The organism is Pseudoalteromonas sp. TAE79 (assembly GCF_000498015.1).
Classification (GTDB): Bacteria; Pseudomonadota; Gammaproteobacteria; order Enterobacterales; family Alteromonadaceae; genus Pseudoalteromonas.
Genome location: NZ_AUTL01000094.1, coordinates 1 through 14191, shown reverse-complemented (window position 1 = coordinate 14191; position 14191 = coordinate 1). Strand labels below are relative to the sequence as shown.

At 36.0% G+C, this 14191-nt stretch carries 7 protein-coding genes; all 7 read left to right on the top strand.

Going from position 1 to position 14191, the window contains the following annotated elements; all coding sequences use genetic code 11:
• Positions 1 to 670 precede the first annotated feature (670 nt).
• On the top strand, positions 671 to 2113 hold the full coding sequence (locus tag L655_RS0104760) for a hypothetical protein (RefSeq protein WP_024604278.1): 1443 nt from the start codon (positions 671 to 673) through the stop codon (positions 2111 to 2113).
• A 1512-nt stretch (positions 2114 to 3625) separates the two neighbouring features.
• Positions 3626 to 5293, top strand: coding sequence for a hypothetical protein (locus tag L655_RS0104755; protein WP_024604277.1), 1668 nt, complete (start codon positions 3626 to 3628; stop codon positions 5291 to 5293).
• Between the two features lie 169 nt (positions 5294 to 5462).
• Entirely contained in the window at positions 5463 to 5855 is a 393-nt protein-coding gene (locus L655_RS0104750) for a hypothetical protein (RefSeq protein WP_024604276.1), read from the top strand.
• Between the two features lie 11 nt (positions 5856 to 5866).
• A complete protein-coding gene (locus L655_RS0104745; RefSeq protein WP_024604275.1) occupies positions 5867 to 6379 on the top strand; it encodes a FlhC family transcriptional regulator in 513 nt (170 codons plus the stop codon).
• A 113-nt stretch (positions 6380 to 6492) separates the two neighbouring features.
• Positions 6493 to 7548 (top strand): conjugal transfer protein TraF, encoded by a 1056-nt coding sequence (gene traF, locus L655_RS1000000126220; RefSeq protein WP_024604274.1) that lies wholly within the window; start codon positions 6493 to 6495, stop codon positions 7546 to 7548.
• Between the two features lie 65 nt (positions 7549 to 7613).
• On the top strand, positions 7614 to 8972 hold the full coding sequence (locus L655_RS0104735) for a conjugal transfer protein TraH (RefSeq protein WP_139016271.1): 1359 nt from the start codon (positions 7614 to 7616) through the stop codon (positions 8970 to 8972).
• Positions 8973 to 8974: 2 nt separating this feature from the next.
• The coding region (locus L655_RS01000000125085) for a conjugal transfer protein TraG N-terminal domain-containing protein (RefSeq protein ID WP_033011444.1) at positions 8975 to 14191 on the top strand (5217 nt) is incomplete at its 3' end.

Genomic DNA, 14191 nt, shown 5'->3' with positions numbered 1-14191 from the left:
AGTGGTTCGGTGCCGAACTCTTATTAAAGCAATAAATATTTTAGCTATGAGTAAGGTTACAACCAGTGGTTCGGTGCCGAACTCGTTTATGAGGTTTCTAGCTTGGAGTTAAATTGTAGCAAGTGGTTCGGTGCCGAACTCTTATTAAAGCAATAAATATTTTAGCTGTGAGTAAGGTTACTACCAGTGGTTCAGTGCCGAACACTTATTAAAGCAATAAATGTTTTAGCTGTGAGAAGAGCTAAAACCATTGGTTCAATGGCAAATCCTTTTATGAAGATTTTAACTTAGAGTTAAATCATAGTAAGTTGGTTGAATGTAGAAAAATTAGTGGAAGTTAAAAATTGCAGGCCGGTTGTTATAGCCCCAGTAATGGAACATTGTAGAACTCACTTTTAAAGTAAAAACATCATTGTGGATTGTAGAAAGGTGATGTCTATTTCATCCAATATTGTGAAACTGAAAAGAAGTATAATTAAGTAGCCTAAATCTTTGACGAATTAATTTTAGTGATAGAAAGGAACATAGTTTTTAAAAAGGTAAAACAAGTAAGTGATATTTTGAAAAATAGATAATACATGTACTCAGTGCTATTTATATTAATTAAAAGTATCATCACTAATTATCAGACGTTTATTAAATAGTTACTAGTCCAAAGGTGAAAGTAGACATGAGTTATGAAACTATAGACTTAAGAGATGTTGGTAGAGCTGAAGGAATCTCACCTCCATTGATAAGGCTATCAAGCGAAGAAATTATAAAAAAAATAATTCGCTCGATTTCTATATTAGACGTTAGCCAAAAGTACCTCGACTTTATAAATGCCTCCATTAAATTATGCATGGAAAGTGAAAATAAAATAACATCTTTAGAAAAGATTGCTCATGAGTTAAATGTATCAATTCCAACAACAAGAAATTATGTTAACTATTTAACTGAACTTGGAGTTTACAATAAAAAGAATTGTACAACAGATGTAAAGAGCAAGCGTAGAGGGCTTTTGTATGACTTGCAAGATCCCGTATTTAATGTAAAACCTCCAACAAAGAAAACTGAAGTAAGTAGTGCAAGATTTAAAATACCACTTGAAGATATTGAACTAATTCCGAAAGAAGAACTAACTGATATAGCAATTTGTGATCTAATAACAACAGTATTATTTGGTGCATTAAGGTTTAATCAAAAAGGAAACCCTAAGAAAATAGAATCAACTGTATTGTGGGGTTCAGAAAGAGTTAAAGTTGAAACATCTTCAGGAAAAGGTGAACGAATAGCTCTACTCAAAGATTTAAAATATTATATAGCATCTATAACCGTTTTAGAGTCTATTATAAAAGGTAGAATTGAAAGAGGTTTAGAGGTAACCGAAACATACAACATTCCAATGAACTCTATACTAACAGTTTTAAATCTTCCTAAAACTGGTGGAAATAAACAATTAGCAATTAAAGCTATACGTCAACTTTCAGGAACTACATTTCATATTAAAGAGTTGCCTAAATGGTTCTTGCGAAAATTTGATATGGCTCAAAATTCTGTAATGCATTTAAACATGATGAATTTAAGAGTCGAGGGGCACTCAAAGGAAGTTCAGGGTTCGATTGTCTTACAAATACAATTTCCACCTGAAACAATTGCTCAAGTGAAGAGAAGTATTATAAAAAGCACCTATGCAATCCATGAGCTTACTCACGCAAATCCATATGTATTTTCAATCAGTAATAACTTGGTCTTTGCATTCAATTTATGGACGTCAGCATACTTTAATGACAAAGGACTTGCTGTGATGAACTGGCTAGAACTTAAAGATAGAACTGCGCCTCAATTTACATTAACCGAGTTCAAAAGAAGCTTTAGTCTAATACTAATGAAATATGCTGTTATTGCTATAAAGATTAATGGTTATGATTCGAATAATCAGCCTGTAGAAGATATAGACACTGAATATAAGCCAATATATAGAAATGGGATTGCAATAAAAGAAACAGCAAACATTTACGGTATAAAGATAGCTTTAGAGGATAATGAATTCGTTCTAATGCAAGAACTGAAAAAAGGTAGAGAACTTCTACAAAACATGGCTTTTCAGCATGGGAGTATTCATAAAAAATAATGTCATATTATTAATTAACTTTAAAATTGCATCCGTAAAAGTGGATTAAATACTCCTTAAATTTATAAGTATGAATAAAATCGCTAAACATAGCTCAAATAAATATAATACTTGGGCTATAGGGTTTTTGGCGGTAAACCGCATAAATGTGGATTAAACCTTAGATTTTATTAAAAGTATGAATTACATGCTTGAACACAAAGCTATAAATATACTTATTGCCTCATGAGAAACCATTACACCATAGAAAAAGTGGATTAAACCTAGGATTTAATTAAAAGTATGAAGTACACAACTGATAAAAACCATAATTTACTTAATGCATCATGTATAAACATTTCCATGTAAATGTGGATTAAACCTTAGATTTAATTAAAATCATGGAATACACACTCGAGTACAGATAGCTATAAATAAAGTACCTTCATTAAAAATAACTATCCCCCAAACATGTATGGATTAAACCTACGAATTAATTAAAAGTATGAAATGTAAGGTTTATCTCAAGAACATTCCACCAGGCTATCGAATAAAAGTTAAATCTCAAATGTGGATTAAACCTCAGATTTAATTAAAAGTATGAAATGCAGATTGAAAATAGCTTTTAAAATGCACATTCGAGCCTAAACCTAAGAAAACCCCATGCGAATTACGGATCAAACCCACTGTATTAAAATTAGTGAAAAAAATTATGTCTGGAATATAAAGGGGGAGGGCTAAAATTCTTTAATTTATGGTGCTTCTTTTGTGACTTAACTAAAAAACCGCAGGCCAATGCTAAAAAGAGTAGGGCCAATAAAGATGTTCAAGTTAAATATAACTAAATTAAACACACATAAGTATTTTAATAAAAGGTTAAGAGGAATTTAAAGCCTATAAATACAGGCTCTTGTGCGATTTAGATACTGTGATTAAATCGAGTGGTTATTTGAGCTACACAAACATTTGGTGCTCACACTGATGTTGAACGGGTTAAATCTATAAAAGTGGGTTAAATCTATAAAAGTGGATTAAATCTATAAAAGTGGATTAAATCTATGAAAAGTGGATTAAATCTATGAAAAGTGGATTAAATCTATGAAAAGTGGATTAAATCTATGAAGTGGATTAAACATTTAAAAATTGATCAATCATTTAACGAGGTAATAAACCTAAGCTGTTGATTATATTGCACTTGCTGTTTTTATTTCGATTAGCAATAGATCTAGGATCATTGATCTATCACCCAATTCTGATTATATTTAGAATGTAATTTCATATATTTAAGTAGTAACGCAGATTAAACGACTATGTTAAATAAAAGTTTGAAAGGAAATAAAGTGTTTTAAAAGATAAGCCAGCTCGAAGGCTGGCTATAAAAGATTAAACAAAACTAAATGCACAGTCAAAGGTGGCAGCCTGAAACTGAGCAACTTCACCAACACGGTAAATATGCTTTGTTGTTACTTATTATACTACAAGTAACAATACGGTCAAATATTCCGTGATGGCATTCTATTGCTTGGAATAAACATGGAAAAAGTTAAAGAAATACAATCTGTATTAAATAAAGCAGATTTTCTGAAAATAATAGATAAAACATATCAAATTACTATAGTTGATGACGAAAGAGACACACAACCAGTAGAAGTCTCATTAACAAAAGAAAAATTGTTTGAAGTTTTTTCAAAACACAGGATAACTGAAACAAAATCTACAATAGGATTTGTTCCTGGAGTATTTAAAACAGAATCAAGATCAGCTGAAGAAATACTAAAAATCTCCATGTTAGTCTATGACGTGGATTGTAAAACCCGATCTTACAGCTTGGAACAACTGAAATCGAAGCTAAAACAATACTCGTGTATAGTTTACTCAACGTTTACAGCCTCATATGAACATCCTAAATGGCGTGTAATAATATTACTAGAACGCTCAATAACACCTGCAGAATTTAAATCACAGTACTTAAAGCTAGCTACAGAATTAGATCTAGAAATAGATATGCAATGTACAAATATAAATAGGTTATTCTATTTACCAAGCGTAAACAAACATAATGACTTTCAACAATGTTGGTCAAATAAAGGTAAAGATCTAAAAGTAACAAAGCAAAAAAGAAATAAATCTATAGCTGTAAAAGATGTTTCAAAGAAGAAAGTGAACAGAGGATACGTAACCTTTAGTTCAGTAGATTTTGATAATGTTAAAGTTAATTCAGATCGGATTATATGTGGCTATAGTGTTCCGAATAGCCTACATGCTCCTTTTTCACAATCAGAGTTTGATAATTTACTTTGTAATCCTGGTACATGGTTGAAATTAGCAACCTATTTAGGACTCCCCGTTGAAGGTATATCGACTAACCATAGCTACTCTAAATCTTTTTCTTCAATTATTCCTAACGTAGAAGATAAAAACCCGAGTTGTAATTTAGCTCTTCTTACTTCAAATAAGAAAACTAGGCTTGTATACATGGCTTTCAATGAAAAGCATGACAACCCTAATAACACAGGTCCTGTGATTTTCGATTTAGCAAGAATTTACGCGATGATGCACAGCGGCCGTAGAATTGAACGTGATGCCTTTCCACCTGCAACTCATAAAGTGTGGTTAACCCGATTACTTATTGCTTCTGGGATGATTATAGCTGAACCTGTTAAAGACTTGCCAAAGCTTCCTGAAGAATTGAAATCTTGTAGTAGGCTTTATGACGGTTTTAAGCAGTTACTTCAATGTAAACGTTCTTTTAAAGAGCAATCTTCTGATGCTACTGCTTTTAGCCTAACTTTTGCTTGTTACTGGTGCAAAATAGGTAATCGAAATACTGTTAAGAAATATACAGAACAACTACTTACAAAAAATATATTTAGGTTTGTTGATAAACTTAAGCTTGCTAGAGGTGGTAGCATCCCGCTATTAATGCCGGCTGGTAAATCGGCTCAAATTTATAAGTTTAAGCAGCAAAAATTTCGTAAAAATAAGACAACTCCAACTAAAGAAGATGACAGAGTTGATACCAATAAATCCAATAATAAAGCCACTTATAATCCAATTATTAATATAGAAAACTTAAGAAATAAGAAACTTAATACTGGTTTAGAACACATTCTATTAACTGAATTTGATTATCCACCCAACATTGATGTTTATAGTCTTTGTATGAGCCAAACAAAGAGAAACTTAGTCAAGCTAGAATAGTTACAATATACTGATTTTATGAGGTTTTCTATACTTAGAATTAATGACCATTACTTTATATTAAAGAATAAATGTTAAAAACGTTGAAAGCGTAAGCAACTCTCCGTAAAATGCGACTACTGCACGTTTAAAGTTAAGCGTTTACTGTTTTGATATATAGGAAGAGTTAATGGAAATCGGCATACTTGATAACAATAGTTACCGCTCAGTTCAAATTGCACAAACTTCTTTTATTCTCTCAATGAGAGATTTAGCAAGGATTGATCCAGTAAGCGTAGCTTGTTTATTTAAAATATCTAAAGAAGAAGCTAGGCAATTAGCGGAAACACCAGTTCACCTTTTAGAACAAGCTTTACACTCTAGCCCTCCTATACTAACAATAAAGGGACAAGATGGGCATAGTTTGAGAGGCGCTAGCCCTATGAGTGCTCTTCTAAGTTCTTTAGAATCAGGTGTAGAACATTTTCATAATACGGTTGCACATATTAATGCTTTCACAGGCTCTCCACGCACAACAAGCATTCGACCTGTAAACGAAGTTCAATCAGCTTCACTGATATAGGTGATTGATTTATGTGTGAAAAGACTTCCAAAAAAAAAGCTCTATCTTGGGACCCCGGTGCTTATTATAGCCAAATAAAGCTCGCTTATGAAATGGCTAGCTTAGGAGCAAATGCCAATGTTTTAGATAAGTTTTTTGCAGTAGATAGACGATTAGAATTAGCTATCAATAAAGATTTATGTAAGTACAGAAAAGGTGCGGGATGGATGACTACTCATGTTATACATAGGGTACACGCTAATATAATTTATAGAATGTATTGTTCATTCAGCCCTGAAAATGCAGAAATAAAAAGAAAAATAACTGAAAAGGAATTACTCACGTTAGCAAAGTCCTACTTACTAATTTATAACAATAAGTATATTGATATAAATAGGATTTATTATATTTTCAAATATTTAGCAGATGGCACTGTCTCGAAAAAAGTTTGTAATAAATGCGGGATGGATTTTATATTTCATTCAGAAAGAAATTATAATAATTGTCCGTTTTGTGAACAAGATTCCCCTTTATTCAATGACTAGCTTCTACTTATAGAAGCTTTTTTTTAACTTCCTTTACTGGTATTGATTTTCTCCCCTCTAATAACGGTACTTAATCACCACAGCCGCATAATACCCATGGCAATATAATTGCTATGAAAACTATTACTTTATCTGCAGCAATAGCTGCCTGCCTTTTATCGGCTANTACACCATTGAGCGCAACCGCTGCTGATATAGCAGACGGAAGTAGTTCTACATCTTTTTATAACCGCAAAAGTGAGGGGTGGTTTTGGTATGAACCGGAGCCAGAGCCTAAACCAGAGCCTAAACCAGAGCCTAAACCAGAGTCTAAACCAGAGCTCACTATATCTAGTCAAAGTTCTAAAAATACAGATATAAAAAAAGAATCAAAAGAAGTTGAAGTTAATGTCGCGTGGCTTAGAGAAAACTTACCTAAGCTACGAGATGCTGCTATAGACAATCCAACGTATGAGAATGTTAGACGGTATTTTTACACACAACGCGTAATGATGGATAAAGCTTCTAAATTTGCATCCGTGAGTACTGAAGTTTCTAAGTTTGAAACAGCACTTGATGAGACTCTTCGCAGACCAGACAACCAGGTAGCGTTAAACGTTTCAAAAATTGATGCAAAAACAAATAGAAAACAAGTCTTTAATAACTTGTCAAAAAAGGCAGGGTTTTTCTTTTTATATTCTTCTAACTGCAGTTATTGCTTACAACAAGCTCCATTACTAGCAAACCTTCAGCGTGATACAGGTATAGATGTTTTGGCCGTTTCGCTTGATGGAAAGCCTTTACCAAATGGCTTGTTTCCTGACTATGTTACAGACCCAGGTACGTTGCGCGAACGCCTTAAGGTTATGGTAACACCGACAATTTATCTGGTTAAAAAAGACGGATCAGAATTTCATAACGTCGCAGCTGGTTTAACTTCAATTGATGAATTAATGCGCCGGTCAGTAATGCTTGCAAATAAACAAGGCTGGATTACTGACAAAGAGTACAACACAACCAAAGAGGTCAAGGAAATCTTATTGGCAGATGATACGAAAGGAAAACTAATGGTTGATGAAGAACAACTATACAACGACCCAAATTATCTTGCCGATAAGTTGCGTCTTAAATTTCAGCAAAACTATGGAAAATTACCTCAAACATCTACTTCTATGGCGAGTCAGCAGTGATAACTAAATACAAATTAAAAATACTTACACCGTGTATTGCTTTTCTTCTATGTACATCAGTTCAAGTGAAAGCAGATCCACTTAAGGAAATCTTTGGTCTTATGACGACGAGCGCAGGCCCATCTCGGTATGAATCACAGCAGAGAAATGGTCTTGCTTTAGGTACGTTTAGTGCTAGATTCTCTATGTATCAGCCAAAAGTCGTTAGTTTTCAACCGCCTAGTATTAATGCCGGGTGCGGAGGTATTGATTTTTTTGGCGGCTCAATGTCATTGATCAAGAAGGAAGAATTAGTTCAAATGGCCCGTAATGTGGCTGCAGGTGCAGCTGTATATGCGTTCAACCTCGCTGTAGAGTCTATTTGCCCGAGTTGTTCACAAGCAATGAATTGGCTACAAGATAAACTTGAACGTTTCAATGAATTAGTGAGCGCTGATTGTCAGGCTGTAGTGGATGGTTTAAGCGAGAATAAAGTAGGCGCGGGTGCAGCGGATGCATTGAAGAAGTCAGTTGATTTTGGAGGCTGGGATGTGAATTTAGGTAGCATGGCTGATACTAAAACCGATCCTCAGAAAAACTGGGTTGAGCTGTTATCTGAGCGGTCTAAAGATGGTACACCATCCGTTGATTCACCAACTGGCCGCAGGTTTGGTAATTTAATGTGGAATGCTTTGAATGATTCGGATATTCCAGACTGGAACTTTGCTTCCGGTTTCGATGGTATGGAAATGCGTGAGCTATTAATGTCTCTAACCGGGACGATGATTTTAAGACAAAAAGATGACGAGAACTTAGAATACGCGAGTAAAAAATCTCTCCTTTCTATTCAAGATCTAGTTTTCGCAGATGAAGGAGAAAAATTAAAAATTTATAAGTGTCTTCCAACAGAAGAACCTGGTGCTAATGGTGAATTACCTTGTACAAAATTTGTTGTAAGTGATGGTAGCGAAGTGGCTTGGACAGGCATGTATAACAAAACCTATAAACTACTAATGGGTGACGATTCATCTATAGGATTGGCACAGAAGATGGTTGTTAAACAAGATCCAAACCCTGAAGAGAAAGGGCTGATTAGTAATGCTTCCGTTCCTCTTATGAGCATGTTGTTTTATCTAGGTAAGGATGTAACTGCTCAAGCCTCTATTTCTCGATTAGCTTCAATACAAATATCATTTATTTACATAGATAGAATGGTAGAAAATCTATATAAAATTCTAAAAATCGTAGAAATGGACAGTAAAGCTAATTCACAAACAAATAAAGATAATATTGATTTTATTACACAAAGTATCAAAGAAATTGAAAGGCAAAGGGATGAGTTACAACAAAAGTACAAACAAGAACTCGAATCAGCAAATTCTATCCTTGAGTCTTTTAATCTCTTAGTTGAAAACGTTAAATCTCTTAGTGCGCCGGGAATATAAATATGAATGGATTTGTAATTTATAGCATGGGTGATGCTGATTTCATGCGTTTGGCATTATTAGGCTTATCTCATGCTTTTGAGCAAGGTGCTATTAGCATAGCTAAGATTGGTTTACTTCTTGGCTTGTTAGCTGTTTTTTGGAAGGGCGTATGGAGCCCCGATAAGATTGAATTTAAGCAATTTTTCATTGGCTTCTTTCTAGTTTATATTTTGTTTACCCCTCAAGTTGAGGTCACATTAATTCATAATGATGGTGCAAGTGCAGATGCAATGCCACCTATTCCTATTGGCATTGCATTGACAGGAGCTATAGCTACGAATTTTGGTTATTCAATGGCAAACTCATTGAGGGAGTTTTATCACACAACTTACTTACCTGGTAGCGCAGCAACAGGTACTTATAGGGGGATGTTGGGGTTAGACAAAACAGATGCAGGGGGGACGGCTGTAGCCGGCAATGGCTTGGAACCGCTGAGAGCTTTAATGAAGCTCAGGTATAACGAGCCAATTGGTACTTTTAACTCTGCATTAAGTGATCAAGATATTGATTTTACAACATCTCTGGGAAATTATATTGAGGACTGCGTTCTAAAAGATGAATATAACAGCTCAACAAATACTGAAGTAGAGACTTCAAAATACTACACTTCTAATTTTGCCTGGGATCATATGAAGGTCGGTTATAACGGGTGGGTTACATCTGTGGCCTTGGATAATGGACAGGGCTTTAAAAACATGGGTTGTGGTGATGCATACACCAAAATATCTCAAGTCATGGATACCACTTTGCATTTAAATGCACTATCTGGTGGCTCCTTTAAAGGTGCGGCGCTAGATGAACAGGTGAAACAGGGTCAAGAAATGCTTGGAGCAGTAAATGCTGACGCATGGAAAATCAAGGTTAATCAGTTGATTTACTATCACTATAAGAAAACTCAAGCAGAATCAAGATGGGCCAGCCAAGCAGAGTTAATGGCAAGCCAAGTGGAGTTTGAAGCAATTGATAAACGACGTGCATCGATAGGTGTACAACACTCGTTATGGTCAGAAATGGCTATACCGTTAATTACATATATAGAAGCCTTTGTATTCTTAATTGGTCCAATTATGCCGTTCGTGATTGCATTTGGTGAGAAAGGTGCTGGTCTAGTAGTGAAGTATTTCTTTATATTAGTTTGGGTAAATACATGGCCTGTCTTGCAAGTCGGCGTAAATATGTACCTTCAAAATGCAATCAATAAAGCTTCATTCAATACTTCCCCTTATGATGCTTTTTCCTGGGCCGGTTTTAATACGACCTTTACGGAAGTAGATTCATTTATTGCAATGGGTAGTACGTTACAAACTATGGTACCAGCGCTTAGTTTGATGTTGCTCTATGGTTCGGCTCATACAATGATAAATGTAGCAAACTCAGCACAAAAAGGTGGGGGTTCTGAGGGGGCTGCAGCTTCACCGACAGCAGCTGCGCCAGCGCATTCCGGTAAAACTTCAACTGGTAATGCTGCAATCTCTTATAATACTAATACTGGTCAACTTGAACATTCAAACACCGGGGCTGGAGATGTATCAGCGGGTATGAAAAATTATACTACAGGTAATGTTGCATCCAATACATCATCTACGGGTACACAACGCTCTACTGAACAAATGCAAAGCGCGCAAACAGCTATTAATCAGTCAGCATCTAAGATTTCAAGCATGCTTACAGAAAGTGCTGACGGGAAAAGCATAATCCAATCTGAATCTTCTAATAACTCTGAGGGTGTACAAGCAGCCGAAGAATGGTCTAACGCCTTTATGAAGACAGGAAAGTTTACATTGGGCGAGTCAAAAGCGCTTGGTGTAGCTGTAGCAACCGGAATGCATGGAAGTGCTAATGCAGAAATTAGCGCTGCCTTGAAAATGCCTCTTGGAGGTAAAGACTCAGATGGTAAGGCTATATCTCCATTTTCTGGTGGTATAGCTTTAAAAGCCGATGCTGGTGTTAAAGTTGCTGCAAGTTCAGATTTGAAGTCAGGTTTGGCTAAACTTAAAGAAATCTCAAATTCAGGATCTGAAGGATGGTCTCAAAAAGATTCTGAATCACTTCAAGCCGCGTATACAAAGTCTCAAGCTCTAGGGAACCAAGTAACCAGTGGTAACAAGGCTTCATTTGGTCAAGTTGGACAAAATGTGGAAACAGCATCTAAAGCTTGGTCTACAGCTTCGAAGCAATCTGAAAATGAATCACGACTACAAAGTGAGTTAGGTAACTTTAGTGGTTCTAATAACTTTAATTTCAATGCTATAAATGGTGATGGCTTTAATAATACATCTCAAGAAGATCTAGCTTCCGGTAAGTTACCTGCAGAATCTGTAAGAGCTACTGCGTTAGGTAATATGTCTAATCAGCAAAAGCAGCAATTTAGTGACTATAAAGGTCAAAATGGATTTGGTAATACACTAAATGACGATATGAAAGCACTAAAAGGTTTTTCACAAACAGAGCAAGGTTCTTCATTAGCTGGTATGGCTAGTAATTTTAAAACAACAGATGAATTCAAAAATGATTTCAATTCTAGTATTGGTGATACTTCAGGCCTAAGTAAGGTGGATTACAATCAGAAAGTAGGACGGTTTGCTGATAATCAATTTGAATCATTGATGTCGGGAGCTGGTGGCCAGCGCTTTGAAACAGCTGCAAACTACCTAGAGCAAATGAATAAATCAATTGGTGGTGGAGCAGCAAATCTTCAAACGGCTGCAAATGATTTTAGAAAACTAGATCAAATCGCTGATAAGGCATTTAATACGCCTGCACCGAAAACAGCTGAGCAAGACGGTGGACCTACAGCTAAATCCGTTCAAGATAGAGTCGAAGGTACTCAATTAGAACAGCAAAAACATAAAGCTAATAAAGATTCACTCATAGATAACTCAAATATCAGGGAAGTGCATCAGGCTAATGTTGATAATGTTAAGAATAGACCAGCTAGTACATCACCAGAAAGTGTTAAATCCGATGCATTGAGTAATCAAAAAATCAATTCAGCCCCGTTAGATAATAATATTCAACCAGTTAAAGATATGGTTGAAAAAGCAGCTAACTTGACGGGTTCAGCAGCAGCCGAAGTTAGCCCTGTTGTAGCAAAAGTTGAAGAAATGATAACTGGTACAGCTCAAGAAAAAGCTGCATCAAGTATTTCGTCAAATGGCCGTGTTTCCGATTCAGCAGGGCAGTTATTAACAAGTGGCAACAAGGATGAGGCTCATACTAAAATTGCTGAAATAGTTGGAGCAGGATTAAGCCCTGACGCCACAAAACAAGATAAATATAATTTAATGGAGATGTTGAGTGCTGGACAAACAGCACCTTCTACAATTGAATCATTGAGAGCAACCGGTGATAAGGAAGATGCAAAACTAGCAGATACAATCCAACAAAATGTAAATTCACTTGAAAATTCATTTAACGGAGCACCATCAAATTCTGATAATAAAGAACTGATGAGGCAAGCGAGTTCATTACATGCAAATGGACAAGCTAGTTTAGAGCAAATAGCTGGTTATACTGGACTTTCAGGTCAATCTTGGACTAAAGAGAACCCTGATTCAGAACCAAGCGCTCAAATGCCAAATCAAAGCCAAAGTGATAATCGTGCATTGCCTATGATTAAAGAAACGGATGATTTAAAAGTTGGTAAAGCCTTAGAAAAAAGCCTTAAAGATAATGGTCAAGAAAACACACCATTATTCAAACAAGTGCAAGATAGAAACACTAATTTATCAAGTACCTTAGACAGCAATAAGGATTTATATGCATCTTCATTAGCGAGATCAACTTTTTCTTCTCAATCAAACCCTAACACTCTTGAAGCGGGTAAAATAATCTCTTCGTCTTTAAATGGAGCAGAACCATCTTCATTCAAAAATGACAGTTTTGATGGGGTCTTGCAACAGAAAGGTGCTAACTCTGTATCAAGCTTTGTAGGTCTAGGTGGGTTATCGAAGAACGTTAATGATATGGCTTCTTATGAACAAACTAGACCACTCTTGAAAGAGGGTTTGGCTAACCTAGAGTCAAAGCCTGAATTTTCTGAGCAAGCTAATCGGTTACGAGGAACAATTGCTGGTTTAGATAAAAAAATGGGTTTTGATCAGCGAGAGTCGATGAGTTTAACCGGAACAGTTGGTTATCAAACTTCAGCTCAACAACAGCCTGTAGATGGAAAAATGGATGCACGTAGTTTAGACAAATTTAACTCAGCTAAAGATGGTCAAACATTTAGTTTTGGTGGTGATTCTAAGTTTACGAAAGAATCTGTAGGTGAAGGTGAGTCAAAGCAATCATTTTTGAGGCATGAAAATGGCCAAGCTATGAAGCTTGCAACAAATGAAAATGGTTCAGCAAGATTGACTCCTTTTGATCCTAGTAATATTGAAAATAAACAGACTGAGCAATCGCAAGGTAATGCTTCAACAAGTACTGTAGGCACTAGCAATGAGCAAACTGTTAATTCAACTTCAGGTGTAAATAACCCAAATGCTAATGCTTCATCTACTGTTGGCACTCAAGTTGCTGGCGTTACTCAGGCGACACCAGCTCAACCGCAAAATGGTGGGAATGATGACAAGCAAATCGAGCAAGGGCAAGTTAATGCCAATACTAATGCTTCAACAGGTACTGTAGGCACTAGCAATGAGCAAACTGTTAACTCAACTTCAGGTGAAAATAACCCGAATGCTGATGGTTCATCAACTATGCAAGTGCAAACTAATGCCAATGAAGATAAGCAACAAGGTCATGCTTCGACTACTTCATCAACTACTGGTAGTGCAGTAGCGGGGGCGAATACTCCAGTTGCTGGCTCTACCAATACTGCTGTTGCGGGCGCTACTCAGGCGAAGGCAGCTCAACCGCAAAATGGTGGGAATGATGACAAGCAAATCGAGCAAGGGCAAGTTAATGCCAATAAAGATGCTTCAACAGGTAGTGTAGGCACTAGCAATGAGCAAACTGTTAACTCAACTTCAGGCATAAATAATCCGAATGCTAGCAGCCCAGCAACCGGAACAGAGCAAATTAATGCCAATGAAGATAAGCAGCAAGGTAATGCTTCGACTACTTCATCAACTACTGGTAGTACAGAATCGGGGGGAAATACCCAAGTTGCAGGCACTAATACTTCTGTTGCTGGCGCTACTCAAGCAGCACCAGCTCAACCGCAAAATGGT